General features: G+C 70.3%; 12 protein-coding genes. 7 read left to right on the top strand and 5 right to left on the bottom strand.

What is annotated here, in order from left to right:
* Positions 1-382 precede the first annotated feature (382 nt).
* Together L942_RS07520 and L942_RS07515 are read right to left on the bottom strand one after the other, a co-directional pair.
* A complete protein-coding gene (locus L942_RS07520) occupies positions 383-1,441 on the bottom strand; it encodes an NAD(P)H-dependent flavin oxidoreductase (RefSeq protein ID WP_037356775.1) in 1,059 nt (352 codons plus the stop codon).
* A gap of 16 nt (positions 1,442-1,457) precedes the next feature.
* Positions 1,458-2,216 (bottom strand): enoyl-CoA hydratase family protein, encoded by a 759-nt coding sequence (locus L942_RS07515; RefSeq protein WP_037356772.1) that lies wholly within the window; start codon positions 2,214-2,216, stop codon positions 1,458-1,460.
* A 93-nt stretch (positions 2,217-2,309) separates the two neighbouring features.
* On the opposite strand from L942_RS07515, the gene L942_RS07510 reads away from it, so the two are divergent.
* From L942_RS07510 to L942_RS07500, 3 genes are all read left to right on the top strand, one after another.
* Positions 2,310-3,218 (top strand): SDR family oxidoreductase, encoded by a 909-nt coding sequence (locus L942_RS07510; protein WP_037356770.1) that lies wholly within the window; start codon positions 2,310-2,312, stop codon positions 3,216-3,218.
* Positions 3,215-4,000 carry a MaoC/PaaZ C-terminal domain-containing protein gene (locus L942_RS07505; protein WP_037356767.1) on the top strand — a complete coding sequence of 262 codons (786 nt, stop codon included), beginning with the start codon at positions 3,215-3,217 and terminating at the stop codon, positions 3,998-4,000. Before L942_RS07510 ends, L942_RS07505 begins: the two co-directional genes overlap by 4 nt.
* Positions 4,001-4,111: 111 nt before the next feature.
* The gene (locus tag L942_RS07500) at positions 4,112-5,731 is read left to right on the top strand and encodes a class I adenylate-forming enzyme family protein (RefSeq protein ID WP_037356764.1); all 1,620 of its coding nucleotides are present in this window, start codon (positions 4,112-4,114) and stop codon (positions 5,729-5,731) included.
* A gap of 308 nt (positions 5,732-6,039) precedes the next feature.
* Here L942_RS07500 and L942_RS07495 read toward each other — a convergent pair whose 3' ends face one another.
* The 3 genes from L942_RS07495 to L942_RS07485 form a co-directional block, all read right to left on the bottom strand.
* Entirely contained in the window at positions 6,040-6,645 is a 606-nt protein-coding gene (locus L942_RS07495) for a TetR/AcrR family transcriptional regulator (protein ID WP_037356809.1), read from the bottom strand.
* Positions 6,646-6,935: 290 nt separating this feature from the next.
* Positions 6,936-7,790 carry an alpha/beta fold hydrolase gene (locus tag L942_RS07490; RefSeq protein WP_037356761.1) on the bottom strand — a complete coding sequence of 285 codons (855 nt, stop codon included), beginning with the start codon at positions 7,788-7,790 and terminating at the stop codon, positions 6,936-6,938.
* 81 nt (positions 7,791-7,871) lie between these two features.
* Entirely contained in the window at positions 7,872-8,204 is a 333-nt protein-coding gene (locus L942_RS07485) for a VOC family protein (protein ID WP_037356758.1), read from the bottom strand.
* A gap of 288 nt (positions 8,205-8,492) precedes the next feature.
* Between L942_RS07485 and L942_RS07480 the strand changes: the two genes are divergently transcribed.
* The 4 genes from L942_RS07480 to pntB all read left to right on the top strand — a co-directional run bounded on the left by L942_RS07480 (position 8,493) and on the right by pntB (position 14,131).
* On the top strand, positions 8,493-10,079 hold the full coding sequence (locus L942_RS07480; protein WP_106964821.1) for an alkaline phosphatase family protein: 1,587 nt from the start codon (positions 8,493-8,495) through the stop codon (positions 10,077-10,079).
* A 417-nt stretch (positions 10,080-10,496) separates the two neighbouring features.
* Positions 10,497-10,985, top strand: coding sequence for a hypothetical protein (locus L942_RS45995; RefSeq protein WP_063695729.1), 489 nt, complete (start codon positions 10,497-10,499; stop codon positions 10,983-10,985).
* A gap of 181 nt (positions 10,986-11,166) precedes the next feature.
* Positions 11,167-12,693: a Re/Si-specific NAD(P)(+) transhydrogenase subunit alpha gene (locus L942_RS07470; RefSeq protein WP_037356752.1), complete on the top strand. Its 1,527-nt coding sequence runs from the start codon at positions 11,167-11,169 to the stop codon at positions 12,691-12,693.
* A gap of 19 nt (positions 12,694-12,712) precedes the next feature.
* The gene (gene pntB, locus L942_RS07465; RefSeq protein ID WP_037356749.1) at positions 12,713-14,131 is read left to right on the top strand and encodes a Re/Si-specific NAD(P)(+) transhydrogenase subunit beta; all 1,419 of its coding nucleotides are present in this window, start codon (positions 12,713-12,715) and stop codon (positions 14,129-14,131) included.
* Positions 14,132-14,135 lie beyond the last annotated feature (4 nt).

The raw sequence follows: 14,135 nt of genomic DNA, 5'->3' as shown, positions 1-14,135 counted from the left end.
TGACAAGCACCTCCGCGCCGTGTTTTGGCTTCGTATCGGGGTGCGGGGGTGGTGTGGGTGCCTCGCTGGTTGGGTGCGTCGGTGCCGGTTGGGGTCGGGGGGGCGTGGCTTGGGTGCGTGGTGCGGTGGGCTTGCGGGGGTGCCGGTTGGGTTGCGGGACAGCGCTCGCGGCATTGGGTGCATCGGCGCAGGCGGTCGTGAGGGGAACCGGAGGGAATTGAGTCGTTCAGGGTTCCCGTCACGGATGATCGCGCCGCCGTGAGGGCTGTGAAGGGCTCCTTGAGGGAATCCAAGTCCGTGAAGGGGCCCCTCACGACCGGTGACGGGTTGCGCGGGCCGCTGAGTGCGTCTGAGCCGGTGAGGGTCCCGCGCGAAACCCGGCTCAGTCGAGCAGCGCGCTGGTGGCTTTCAACCGCTCTTGTGCGCTCTCCACGATCCGGGTCACCAGTTCCGCGCAGCTCGGCAGGTCTTCGATGACCCCGACCACCTGTCCGGCCGCCAGCATTCCGGCGCGCGTATCGCCTTCCACCAGGCCGGCTTTGAGCAGCATGGGGGTGTTCGCGGCGAGCATCGTTTGCGTCCACGAGCGGTCGCTGCCGCGTTTCATGCGGAGGCCGTCGGCGATCAGGGACGGCCAGGATTGCCCGCTCAGCCGCTGGTAGTCCTTGGTTCGGCGCAGGGTCCGGGCCATGCGCTGCACGAAGCCTTCCTTCGTGAGGCTCTCGATGAACGGCGTGCGCAGCAGGCGGTGCGGCATGCCGTCGGCCTTGGTGGTGACGACGGTGCCGTCCAAGCCGAAGCTCAGGTAGGTGCGCTTGATCTCGTCCGGGACCGCGCTGTCGCTGGTGAGCAGGAAGCGCGTGCCCATGCCGATGCCAGCCGCGCCGTAGGACAGTGCGGCGGCTAAGCCTCGGCCGTCGAAGAAACCGCCGGCGGCTACTACGGGGATGTCGACTGCGTCCAGTACCGAGGGCAGCAGCAGGGTGGTGGCGGTTGGACCGGTGTGGCCGCCGCCTTCCCCGCCCTGCATCATCACCAGGTCCGCACCCCACGAGGCGACCTTTTCTGCGTGCCGGGCGGCGCCGACGGTCGGCATGACGACCAGGCCGTGGTCCTTCAGCCGGGCAATCAGGTCCTTTTTGGGCGCCAGCGCGAAAGATGCCACCTTGACGCCGTGCCGGATCAGCAGTTCGGCGCGTTCGGCGGCATCGCCCGCGTCGGCGCGCAGGTTCACGCCGAAGGGCTGGTCGGTGCGCTGCTTGACTTCCTTGATGGCGTGGTCAAGCTCGTCGTAGGTCATCGTCGCCGAGGCGAGGATGCCCAGGGCGCCGGCGTTGGCGGTCGCGGAGACCAGGCGCGGGCCGGCGACCCAGCCCATGCCGGTTTGCACGATGGGGTGGGTGACGCCGGTCAGCTCGGTGAGCGGAGTGCGGAGAGGCACGGGTCTCCTCGAGAGGTCAGTCGTTCAGCGGGCGGCCGGTGGCGACGAAAGCGTCGCGGTGTTCGTCGGCGGCTCCGATGAGGTTGAGTTCGAAGGTGTAGCCCTGTTCGTAACGGTAACTGCGATTGACGTCGATCGGGTCGATCCCGTTGAGCGCGGCTTTGGCGGCCCGGATGACGCGCGGGTCCTTCGCGGCTACCTCGGCGGCCAGGGCGAGTGCGGCGTCGGACAAGTCGGCGGCGGGCACGGTTTCCAGCACCGAGCCGTGCTGTACCAGGTCTTTCGCCGCGATGGTGCGACTGGTGAAGTACAGCGTGCGCATCAGGTGCTGGGGGACCAGACGGGCGAGATGGGTCGCTGCTCCCAGGGCGCCGCGGTCGACCTCGGGGACGCCGAAGTACGCGTCGTCCGCGGCGATGATCGTGTCGCAGTTGCCGACCAGGCCGACGCCGCCGCCCAGGCAGAAGCCGTTCACCGCGGCGAGCACCGGCACGGCGCATTCGTAGATCGCCTTGAACGCCAGGTAGCAGCCGCGGTTCGCGCCGACGAGGGCATCGAAACCGGTGGTGCGCTGCATTTCCTTGATGTCGACACCGGCGTTGAAGCCGCGGCCCTCGGCGCGGAGCAGGACGACGTGCACCGCCGGGTCCTCGCCCGCCTCTCGGACCGTTTCGGCGAGGCGGAACCATCCGGCGACCGGCAGGGCGTTCACCGGCGGGTAGTCCATGGTGACCACGAAGGTGCCGTTGTCGTGGAGCTGCGTGGAAATCGTCACGTGCGTTCCTAACCTAGCGATTGCTTGGTAGCCTAACACTTGCTTGGTTTGCGGGGAACCGCCTCGCCGGGCCGGTCGAAGAACGGAGATGATGTGAGCGGGATCTTGGAGGGCCGGGTCGCGATCGTGACCGGAGCCGGCCGCGGACTCGGCCGCGAGCACGCGCTGGAACTCGCCCGGCAGGGCGCGCGCGTCGTGGTCAACGACCTCGGCACGTCGGGTGCGGGCGAAGGGGCGTCGGACGGCCCGGCCGGCGAAGTGGTCGAAGCGATCCGTGCGCTGGGCGGCGAAGCGGTGGCCAACGGCGCCGACGTCGCGGACTTCGCGGCGACGGAAGCGTTGGTGCGGCAGGCGATCGACGCGTTCGGCGGACTGGACATTGTGGTCAACAACGCTGGGTTCGTGCGCGACCGGATGATCGTGACGACCAGCGAGCAGGAGTGGGACGCGGTCGTCGCGGTGCACCTCAAGGGGCATTTCGCGCTGATGCACCACGCCGCCGGTTACTGGCGCGCGGAGGCGAAAGCCGGGCGTACGCGGGCCGCGCGGATCATCAACACCACCTCGGGCGCGGGTCTGCAGGGCAGCGTCGGACAGGGCAGCTACAGTGCGGCCAAGGCTGGGATCGCCGCGTTGACGCTCGTCGGCGCCGCGGAACTAGGCCGTTACGGCATCACGGTGAACGCGCTGGCCCCGGCCGCGCGCACGCGGATGACCGAGGGCCCGTTCGCCGCGCGGATGGCCGCGCCGGAAGACGGGTTCGACGCGATGCATCCGGGCAACGTGTCGCCGATCGTCGCGTGGCTCGCCAGCGAGGACGCCGCGGACGTCACCGGCCGCGTGATCGAGGTCGAGGGCGGCCGGATCTGCGTGGAAAACGGCTGGAGCCACGGCCCGGCCCGGGAACTCGACCGGCGCTGGACCGCCGCCGAAGTCGGTCCGGCCGTGCGCGAACTGCTCAACGAAGCGCCCGAGCCCGAACCGGTTTACGGGGCGCAGTGAACAGCCCCGCGGACTGGAAGGGCCAGGTGCTCGGCGAGCGCACCGTGGCCTATGCCGACCGCGCCCCGATCCTCTACGCGCTCGCCGTCGGCGCGCGGCCGGACGAACTCGACTTGGTGTTCGAGGACCGGCTGCGGGTGCTGCCGCCGTTCGCGCTGACGCTCGCCCAATGGGCCCCGGACGTCCTCGGCGCGGCCGGAGCGTTCGAGGTCGGCAACGCCGTGCACGGTTCGCAGCGGCTGCGGGTCTTGCAGCCATTGCCGCCCGCCGGCGAGGTTTGCATGCGGGCCACGGTTCCGGAGGTGTGGGACAAAGGCAGCGCGGCGGTGTATGACGTGGCTGTCGAATCGGACTACTTTGTCGCGACGTGGTCGTTGTTCTGTCCCGGCATCGGCGGCTTCGGCGGCGAACGCGGCCCCGGCCGTCCGGCGGCTTTGGACCGTCCGGAGTGGACCGCGCCACTGTCCACTGCGGACAATCAAGCGCTGCTCTACCGGTTGCTGGGGGACCGGCACCACATCCACGTCGACCCCGCGGCTGCCGCCGGAATCGGCCAGCCGCGCCCGATCCTGCACGGCCTGGCCACCCTCGGCGCGGGCGCGCTGGTCGCCGCCCGGCAGGTCGGCGCGCATCCGGCGGACCTGACGTCGCTGGAAGGCCGCTTCGCCGCACCGGTGTTCCCTGGCGAAGAATTGCAGGTGGAAGGCTGGTCGTACGGCGGCCTGCGGATCACGTCGGAGCGTGGTCCGGTCGTCGACGGCGGGCGAGTCCACTTCGGATAGCGAATGCGGCGGAAGGTGGCGTGCCGACCTGGTTCGCTCACAAGCGATAAGCCGCCGCTCCCGCTCGCGGCGGGAAGCTGAGGATCCGATGCGCACCACGGGAGGCGACCGATGACCGAACGGGACGACATCGTCGCGCGGCTGACCGCGCCGGGCGCGGAGTTCGAAATCCGGTCGGAACCGGTCGCGGGCCGGCCGGCGAGGGTGTTCGCTCGGCGGCATCGGCGGCTCTCCGAATTGCTGGAGGCGTCTCGCGGGTTCGGCGACCGCGAGTATCTGGTCGCTGGGGACAGCCGGCTCACTTTCGCCCAGCACTACGACCAGGTCGCGGTGCTCGCCTCGGTGTTGCGGACCGAATACGGGGTGGGCCGCGGGGACCGGGTCGCGTTGTGCGCGGCCAACTGTCCGGAGTGGATAGCCGGGTTCTGGGCCGCGGTGTCGCTCGGGGCGATCGCGGTCGGGGTGAACTCGATGTGGGCGGCGCCGGAGGTCGCGCACGGCCTCGACTTGACCACTCCGAAGGTGGTACTCGCCGACGCGGGCCGCAAGCCGTTGGTCGAAGACCGGTACCCGGTGCTGGAATTCGGCAGCCCCGAATACCGCGAACTCCTCGGCCGGCACGAGGGCGCCCGGCTGGAAGCGGAGCCGGTCGACGAGGACGACCCGGCCGTCGTCCTCTTCACGAGCGGCACCTCCGGCCGTCCGAAAGGCGCGACGCACTCGCATCGCAACGTGCTCGCCGCGGTCTGGTTCCACCTGTTCAACGACGCGGTGGCGGCGGAATTCGGCCGTCCGGCGCGCGACCGCCGATTCCTGCTGGCCACGCCGTTGTTCCACATCGCCGCCTTGCACAACCTCGCCGTCGTGCGGCTCGCGGTGGGCGACACGGCTGTGCTGTACCAGGGGAAATTCGACATCCACCGGGTGCTGGACCTCGTGCAGGCCGAGCGGATCACCAACTGGGGCGCGGTCCCGACGATGCTGTCCCGCCTCGTCGAGGCCGATCTCTCCGGCTACGACCTCAGCACGCTCAAGACGGTCTCGGTCAGCAGCGCGCCGTCGACCGCCGAGCTGAAAGACCGGCTGCGGAACGCGCTGCCCGGGGCGGCGGCTTCGCTGAGCACGAACTACGGCCTGACCGAGTCCTCCACCGCGGCGACCCTCGCGACGCCCGCCGAACTCCTCGCCGATCCGGACACCGCCGGGCGGCCCGTGCCGAACATGGAAGTGCGGATCCGCGATGCCGAAGGCCGCCCGGTTCCGGACGGCACCGACGGCGAGATCCACCTCCGCGGGCCGCAGGTCATGCTCGGCTACTTCGACGACCCGGACGCGACGGCGGCCGCGTTCACCGAGGACGGCTGGTTCCGGACCGGCGACCTCGGCCAGCTGCGCGACGGGGCGCTGTACGTAGTGAGCAGGCGCAGCGATCTGATCCTGCGCGGGGCGGAGAACATCTACCCGGCCGAGGTGGAGGAACAGCTCGTCGGACACCCCGGCGTCGCCGACTGCCTCGTGGCCGGGCTGCCGGATCCGGACTACGGCCAGATCGTCGCCGCGAAGGTCGTGGTGCGTGAAGGGTCCGAAGTGGACGCCGCCGGGCTGCGCGAGTATCTCGCCGGCCGGCTCGCCCGGTACAAGGTGCCGACGGCGTGGTTCCTGACCCGGGATCCGTTGCCGCGCAACGCGACCGGGAAGGTGGTGCGGCGGCTGGTGCGGTGGGAGTCGTGAGCCGCCCACTCGTCGGGACGTTCCGTCGCCCGCCGTCCTGCCCAACGTTTGCCCAGTGCGGGATGAGCGGTCTCCGGGCGGGCTTCGCCGAGTTCACCGGTCGGCGGGCCGGTCCTGAAGTCCTCGCCGCCGAATTTCAGCCGTTCGGCCCTCGGGGTGGCGGCAGCAGATGGCGTCGGTCATTCTCGCTGAGGATGCCGTGTTCGATCCGGGTGAGTTCGACGAATTCCGCGCCGCGCAGCCGGATGTCGCTACGAAATGGCGGCTTACGTTCGTGGCGGCCGGGAGAATTCGCTTCCCGGCGCTGATCACCGCGGCGGCAGCCCCTGGGAAATCCCCGCGAAGACCTCGCGCAAGGTCGCCGGTACCGACTTTTCGAGACTCTCGTCCAGAAACCGGTTCAGCACCGTCATCATGGCCGTGATCGCGACGTCGGACACCAGTTGCGGGTACAGTTCGCCGACCCGCCTGCCGGTGCGTTCGGCGATCGCCTGGACGAGGTCGCGGGTGTCCACGCGGGCCAGCGCGCTGCGCATCTCCGGGGTCGCGCTCCACGCCTGCACCGCGCTGAGCTGGTCGGAGGCCGGCTGCCCGAACGGCACTGCGTCCGCGCGCAGGGGTTCGATGAGCGCTTCGGCGAGAGCGGTCCACAGCGGTTCTTCCGCCGGGCGGGCGCGCAGCAGTTCCGCGCTGAGCCGGATCCGGTGCTGCTGCCGGTAGGCGACCGCGTCGTATTTCGTCGCGAAGTAGTTGCTGAACGTGCGCAGCGACACCCCGGCCCGCTCCGCGATGTCCTCGCGGACGACGTTGTCTGGACCTCTCTCGTACATCAGCGCCACGGCGGCGTCGCTCAGCGCTTTGCGCGTGTCGAGCTTCTTGCGTTCTCGCAAGCCGAGCGGTCGTTGGTCAGCCATGCCGACCACGGTATCCAATTGTCCGCCGCATTCGCCGGGCCGACCGGTTTCGTTATGCCGAGCGCCGTGCGGGAACTGTTCGACGGGCCCTCGAGCGATTCCGGCCGAACGACGTCGCCGTTGCGCGGCGTCGCGATTCCTTGGAGCGTTGCCAGCAGCACAACCGCGGTTCGCCGCGGCGGTTCCTCACCCTGCTGCCGGCGATCAGTCGTTCCTCCGCCCGAACGGCGCTTCGGCCACGGAACAACCGACCGGCGTGCAGTTTCCGCTGCCGGTGCCAGCCTGGCGAGTCACCCCGCGCCGGTTTCGGTCAGGAATGCGGTCAGTTCCTTGGCCAGCCGTTCCGGCTGGTCTTCCGGGATCAGCGTGCCGCTGTCCGGGATCTCGACGAGCCGGCCGTCCGGAAACAGGTCGGCGAGGCGGCGTCCGTGCTCGGCGGGCATCATCCGGTCCTTGCCCGCCCAGACGACGAGGACCGGCCGGTCGAACGACCGCAGCCGCTCGGTCCATTCGAGCAGCACTCGCCGCGGCGGGCTGCCGGTGGCGAATTTGACCATGTCCCGGCGGATTTCCCGGTCCCGCAAGGCCGGAGCGAACCAGCCTTCGAGCACGTCGTCCGGAATCCGGCTCTCGCACATCCCGCCGTACGCCGCCTTCGCGTGGCGGTAGAAGGAGGTCCGGGTGGCTTGGGCGTGCAGCCACGGCCCGCCGGGCAGCCGGAGCAGCTTGACCGCCGCGCGCGCGGGCTTGGGCGGGAAATTGTCGAACGCCTCGAAGGCGACGAGCGCGAGCCGGCCGACCCGGGCGACGTGCTCGGCCGGGGCCAGGCCGTCGGCGACGAGGAATTGGCCGCCGCCCCAGTCGTTCAGCACGACAGTCGCGTCACGCAGGTCGAGTGCGGCGAGGAATTCGCCCAGCAGCCGTGCGACGCCGAACTGGGTCAGGTCCGCGTCCGGCCGCATCGGGGCGAGATGCGCGCCGAGCGGCAGCGTGGGCAGCAGGCAGCGGTAGCCGTCCAGCAGCGGGACCACCTTGCGCCACTGCGTGCCGGACATCGGGAAGCCGTGCCCGAACACCAGCGCCGGGCCGGTGCCGCCGGTGTCGGCGTAGTCGATCGGCCCGGCGGAAAGCTCCACGCGCGGCATCGGACCTCCTCGGGCTCACGACTAGAGCGATCTCTCTAATCGCGAGACTAGGCCGGTTCGCGGCAGGCGGTCAACCCGCCCTCACTCGCCGCTGAAGACGACGCGGTTCCCGTCCGGATCGGTGAGCGGCAGAATGCGCGCGCCGCCGCCGGGCTGCGGTCCGTCGTGGGCGGCCCCGGCCTTCGTCGCCTGCGCCGCGGCGGCGTCGAGATCCGTCTCCTCGAAGACGACCGTCGACCGCCCGGCCCGCTCGGGCTCGGACCACACCTGGAGCCCGAACGCGTCGCCGAGGTGCCATTCGAGCAGGCCGGGCATCGGCCGGGAGTCGGGACCGCGGTCGAACAGGGCGGTGTACCACCTCTCGGCGCGCGGGAGGTCGGAGACGGTGCACTGGGCGAGTACTCGGCGGATCATGGCTTCCCCTTCGAAGTGATTGCGATGTGCAAGCACTACTAGGAGACCACGAGTGCTAGCGAAGTGCAAGCACTCGTCCCGCGGCCGGGTGCGGATATCGGCTCCGGTGAACGAATCGGGCGAATTGCGCCGCGTTTCCGCGCCGCTTCGCCGCCAGCGTTCATCTGGTGTTTCTCCGGCGGTTTTCCGGCGTCTTTGTGTGCGGCCTGGAATACGCCGGTCGCCGCGTCGGCGGCAGAGACGAGGAGGACATCCGTGTCGAGAATTCGTTGGCGGGCCGCGATCGCGATGGCGGCGGCCGGCGCCGTCGCGGCGGCGGTGCCCGCACTGGCCGCGCCGGTGCGCGTCGAGCACGTGCTGCTGCTTTCGGTCGACGGTCTCCATCAATCGGACCTGGAGTGGTACACGCGCACCCATCCCGGGTCCGCGCTGGCCGCGCTCGCCGCGCACGGAACCGAGTACGCGCACGCGAGCACGCCGGTGCCGTCGGATTCGTTCCCCGGCATGGTCGGCCAGGTGACCGGCGGCAACCCGGCGACCACCGGGATCTACTACGACGCCACCTACAACCGGGCGTTGCTGCCGGCCGGCACCACCTCGTGCGCGGGCGCGAAGCCGGGGTCCACAGTGGACTACACCGAGGACCTCGACCGGAATCAGGACAGCATCGACGCCGGGCAGGGGCTGCCGAACCTGCCCGACGGCGTGCTCGCGATGACCGGCGACCCGCGCTCGCTGATCAATCCCGCCGCGCTTCCGGTCGACCCCAAGACCTGCGCACCTGTTTACCCGCACCAATACCTGCGGGTGAACACCGTCTTCGAGGTCGCCCGGAAGGCCGGGCTGCGCACCGCGTGGTCGGACAAGCATCCGGCGTACGAAATGCTCAGCGGTCCGTCCGGCACTGGGATCGACGACCTTTTCACCCCGGAGATCAACAGCAAGGCGCCGAATTCCGGCGACTGGACCAAAGACAACGCCGCGACTCAGCGCTACGACGGCTACAAGGCCAAAGCCGTCCTGAACGAAATCGACGGATTCGACCACAGCGGACGGACCCGCGCCGGGGCGCCCGGCGTGTTCGGAATGAACTTCCAGTCCGTTTCGACCGCGCAGAAACTCCCGTCCTCCGGCGGCCAGCCGGGCGGGTACCAGGCCGACGGCACGCCCGGCCCGGTGCTGCGGTCCGCTTTGGACTTCGTGGACCGGCAGCTCGGCGCGTTCACCGCGGAACTGCGGAAACAGCGGCTGGACCGCTCGACCGCGGTGATCTTGTCCGCGAAGCACGGCCAGTCGCCGATCGACCCGGCCGCGCTGACCCGCATCGACGACGCCCCGCTGCTCGCCGGGCTGAACTCGGCCTGGCGGGCCGCGCATCCGGGCGCGCCCGATCTGGTCGCCCAGTCCACCGACGACGACGCGATGCTGCTGTGGTTCACCGACCGTTCGCCGGAGGCCGCCGCGTTCGCCCGGCAGTACCTGCTGGCCCAGTCCGGCACCGGGAACGGCAGCACCGGCGCGCCCAAGCCGTTCACGCACTCCGGCCTGACCTCGGTGTACGCCGGAGCCGACGCCGCTCGGTACTTCCACGCCGGCCAGGGCGACCCGCGCGTGCCGGATCTGGTCGGCATCGCGCAGCACGGCGTCGTGTACACCGGCGGCCACTCGAAGATCGCCGAACACGGTGGCGCGGCGGACGACGACCGCGCGGTGCCGCTGGTGGTCAGCGGCGGGCACGGCGCGCTGATCCCGGCGGCGGTCGAAACGACGCAGATCGCGCCGACGATCCTGCGGCTGCTCGACCTGGACCCGCGTGCGCTGGACGCGGTGCGGGCGGAGGGCACGCGCCCGCTGCCCGGTCTCGGGCGCGACTGACCGCTGGCCCCGGCCCGGGCTTCGGCACCGGGCCGGGGCCAGCCGCGCTGGGTGCTCCGAGCCTGCTCAGCGGCTTATTGTGAGCAAAAGCTCACTGCTGCCGAAGAGGCTGGCGATGCTCGGAAAGCGGCTTCAGCCGCGCAAGGAGCCCCAGCAGGTGCGTGGCGAGCTGACCCGGCAGCGGATCCTCGCCGCGGCCGCGCGGGTCTTCGCCGAGCAGGGGCTATGCCGCGGGCACGACGAACCGCGTCGCGGAGCGGGCGCGGGTGTCGATCGGGTCGCTGTACCAGTACTACCCGAACAAGGACGCCATCCTCGTCGCATTGACGGCGAGGCATCTCGACGCCGGCGCGGAAGCCCTGCGCCGCCACCGGGAAACCGCCGGGCCGCCGGAGACGCTCGAGGACGCGCTGCGTGATGGCCGAACAAGCCCCGCGTTCCGCGGAGCTGCTGGAGCAGGTCGCCCGGCACGAGGAGGAGCAAGTCGGTTACGTGCGCGAGCTGCTCGAGCGGTCCCCGGACGCGCGCGTGTCCGATGTGGACCTGGCGGCGCGGATCATGGCGAACACGGTGGAACTGCTCGTGCACAAACTGATCGCCGGACCGGAACCGGTCGACCTTCCGGCCTTCGAGGCGGAACTCGCGGCCCTGCTCGTCCGGTACGCGACCGCGGGCTCCGAGCGGACCAGCGGGTTGCGCCGCCCGGTCGGCTGCCCCGGTGGCGCCGGTTGTCAAGTGGCGGACATCACTGGGCGCGTCGTGATCGATCCGGTTCCCTGGACCGAGCCCGCCCGCGAGGCGACGAAGACGGGGACAGGCGGGGCGGTTCAACCGGGTAGTCGGCGGTTTCCCGGCCTGGTGCCGCGGCGCGGGAGGGCCGGCCGCCGCGACCGTCCGCGGGTATGACCGTGCTCTCGTCGGACTCGCGGCCGAAAAAGGGGCTCCGGTTGGCTGCCGGACGACCGGCGGCATGGGAGTATCCAGCGCATCTGTACCTGAAGCGGGCGAAGTCGGACCAGGTGGCGACCCAAAACGCCGTCAGGGCCCGGCCGGCGGATCTTCCGCGAACGAGCGGGAAGGAGGCGGCATGCTGATCGGGGTGCTCAAGGAGGCCCAACCGGGGGAGACGCGCGTCGCGGCGACCCCGGAAACGGTGGGCAGGCTGCGCGGGCTGGGTTACGAGGTGGCGGTCGAGCCGGGCGCGGGGCTGGCGTCGGGGTTTTTCGACGAGGCTTTCGCGGAGGCGGGCGCGACGGTCGGGTCGGTCGCGGACGCGGATGTCGTGTTCGGGGTGAACGCGCCGTCGGCGGAGCAGCTGGACGCGGTGAAGCCGGGGGCGACGGTGGTGAGCTTGCTGGCTCCGGCGTTGAAGCCGGAGCTGGTGGAGGATCTGGCGAGGCGACCGATCACGGCGTTGGCGATGGACGCGGTGCCGCGGATCTCGCGGGCGCAGTCGCTGGATGTCTTGAGTTCGATGGCGAACATCGCGGGGTATCGGGCGGTGGTGGAGGCGGCGCACACGTTCGGGCGGTTCTTCACCGGGCAGGTGACCGCGGCGGGGAAGGTCAACCCGGCGAAGGTGCTGGTCGTGGGCGCGGGGGTGGCGGGGCTGGCGGCGATCGGCGCGGCGGGGTCGCTGGGGGCGATCGTGCGGGCGACGGACCCGCGGCCGGAAGTGGCTGATCAGGTGCGGAGCCTGGGCGGGGAGTATCTGTCCATCGAGGACCCGGACGCCGAGGTGTCGGCGACGGGGTACGCGAAGGAGATGGGCGAGGACTACAAGGCGCGCGAGAAGGAGCTGTATGCGGCGCAGTGCCGCGAGGTCGACATCATCGTGACGACGGCGTTGATTCCGGGGCGTCCGGCGCCGCGGATCATCACCGCGGAGATGGTGGCGTCGATGAAGGCGGGTTCGGTGATCGTGGACATGGCCGCGGCGAACGGCGGCAACGTCGAGGGCTCGGTCGCCGGGGAGAAAGTTGTCACGGACAACGGGGTGACGATCCTCGGGTACACGGATCTGGCGGGCCGGCTTCCGGCGCAGGCGTCCCAGCTGTACGGCACCAACCTGGTGAACCTGATGAAGCTGATGACGCCGGAGAAGGACGGCCGGCTGGTCGTGGACTTCGACGACGTGGTGGTCCGGTCGATCACGGTGGTGCGCAACGGCGAGCTGACGTGGCCGCCGCCGCCGGTGCAAGTCTCCGCGGCACCGCAGAAACCCGCGGCCGCGGCGGAGAAGGAGGAGGAGCCGGAGAAGCAGCCGATGTCCTCGGGGCGCCGGCTCGGGATCGTGCTGGGGATCGCGGCGGTGTTCCTGCTGCTGGCGGCGCTGGCCCCGGCGGCGCTGCTGCCGCATCTGACGGTGTTCGCGCTGGCGATCGTGATCGGCTATTACGTGATCGGGCATGTGCACCACGCGTTGCACACGCCGTTGATGTCGGTGACGAACGCGATTTCCGGGATCATCGTCGTGGGCGCTTTGCTGAATCTGGTCAGCGGCAACACGGTGGTCGTCGTGCTGGCGGCGGTGGCGACATTGCTGGCGACGATCAACATTTTCGGCGGGTTCGCGGTGACGCGCCGGATGCTCGCCATGTTCTCCCGCAGCTGACCCGAGAGGCCTTCTTCAGATGACTGTGCACACTGCGAGCCAGGCCGCCTACATCGTGGCCGGGCTGTTGTTCATTCTCGCGCTGGCCGGGCTGTCCCGGCACGAAACCGCGCGGGTCGGAAACTATTTCGGCATCGCCGGGATGGTCGTCGCGCTGATTGCGACCATCGCCCAGGCGGTGTCCGGGGAGATCACCGGTACTTCGCTCGCGTTGCTGATCGTCGCGATGGCGGTCGGCGCGGGGATCGGGCTGCGCCGGGCGGCGGTGGTCGAGATGACCGGGATGCCCGAGCTGATCGCCCTGCTGCATTCGTTCGTCGGTCTCGCCGCGGTGCTGGTGGGCTGGAACGGGTATCTCCAGGTGGAATGCGACCCGGCCGGGGCCGAGTCGCGGCATCTGGAAGCGCTGGGGACGCTGGGGATCCACCACGCCGAGGTGTTCATCGGCGTGTTCATCGGCGCGGTGACGTTCACCGGGTCGATCGTGGCGAACCTGAAGCTGTCGGCGAGGATCAAGTCCGCGCCGTTGATGCTGCCGGGCAAGAACTTCCTGAACCTCGGCGCCGTGGTGCTGTTCGTGGCGTTCACCGTGTGGTTTGTCGTCAGCCCGGCGCTGTGGCTGCTGATCGTGGTCACCGTGCTCGCGCTGGCGCTGGGGTGGCATCTGGTCGCCTCGATCGGCGGCGGGGACATGCCAGTGGTCGTGTCGATGCTCAACAGCTACAGCGGGTGGGCCGCGGCGGCGTCGGGGTTCCTGCTGGAGAACGACCTGCTGATCATCACCGGCGCGCTGGTGGGCTCGTCCGGTGCGTACCTGTCCTACATCATGTGCAAGGCGATGAACCGGTCGTTCATCTCGGTGATCGCGGGCGGGTTCGGGATCGAGGCCGGGCCGAGCGGGGACACCGATTACGGCGAGCACCGGGAAATCACCGCGGAGGGCGCGGCGGAACTGCTGGCGGACGCCTCGAAGGTGATCATCACGCCGGGGTACGGGATGGCGGTCGCGCAGGCGCAGTACGGGGTGGCGGAGCTGACCCGGAAACTGCGCGACAAGGGCGTCGAGGTCCGCTTCGGCATCCACCCGGTCGCCGGACGGCTGCCCGGGCACATGAACGTGCTGCTGGCCGAAGCCAAGGTCCCCTACGACATCGTGCTCGAGCTGGACGAGATCAACGACGATTTCGCCGACACCGACGTGGTTCTGGTGATCGGCGCGAACGACACGGTCAACCCGGCCGCGGCCGAGGACCCGGGCAGCCCGATCGCGGGCATGCCGGTGCTGACCGTGTGGGAAGCGGAGAACGTGATCGTGTTCAAACGCTCCATGGCCTCGGGCTACGCGGGCGTGCAGAACCCGCTGTTCTTCCGCGAGAACTCGGCAATGCTCTTCGGCGACGCCAAGGACCGGGTCAACGACATCCTCTCCGCGCTGTGAACCA

The sequence above is a fragment of the Amycolatopsis orientalis DSM 43388 genome (assembly GCF_000411975.1).
Lineage (GTDB): Bacteria > Actinomycetota > Actinomycetes > Mycobacteriales > Pseudonocardiaceae > Amycolatopsis > Amycolatopsis orientalis_D.
Note: the sequence above shows the minus strand (reverse complement) of the source record. Positions and strands in the feature narration are given on the sequence as shown.

What these genes read in the sequence shown, in the direction of transcription:
- L942_RS07500 (WP_037356764.1), top strand. Translation starts at nt 4,112, where the DNA reads ATGACCGAACGGGACGACATCGTCGCGCGGCTGACCGCGCCGGGCGCG.
- L942_RS07495 (WP_037356809.1), bottom strand. Translation starts at nt 6,645, where the DNA reads ATGGCTGACCAACGACCGCTCGGCTTGCGAGAACGCAAGAAGCTCGAC.
- L942_RS07490 (WP_037356761.1), bottom strand. Translation starts at nt 7,790, where the DNA reads ATGCCGCGCGTGGAGCTTTCCGCCGGGCCGATCGACTACGCCGACACC.
- L942_RS07485 (WP_037356758.1), bottom strand. Translation starts at nt 8,204, where the DNA reads ATGATCCGCCGAGTACTCGCCCAGTGCACCGTCTCCGACCTCCCGCGC.
- L942_RS07480 (WP_106964821.1), top strand. Translation starts at nt 8,493, where the DNA reads ATGGCGGCGGCCGGCGCCGTCGCGGCGGCGGTGCCCGCACTGGCCGCG.
- L942_RS45995 (WP_063695729.1), top strand. Translation starts at nt 10,497, where the DNA reads ATGGCCGAACAAGCCCCGCGTTCCGCGGAGCTGCTGGAGCAGGTCGCC.
- L942_RS07470 (WP_037356752.1), top strand. Translation starts at nt 11,167, where the DNA reads ATGCTGATCGGGGTGCTCAAGGAGGCCCAACCGGGGGAGACGCGCGTC.
- pntB (WP_037356749.1), top strand. Translation starts at nt 12,713, where the DNA reads ATGACTGTGCACACTGCGAGCCAGGCCGCCTACATCGTGGCCGGGCTG.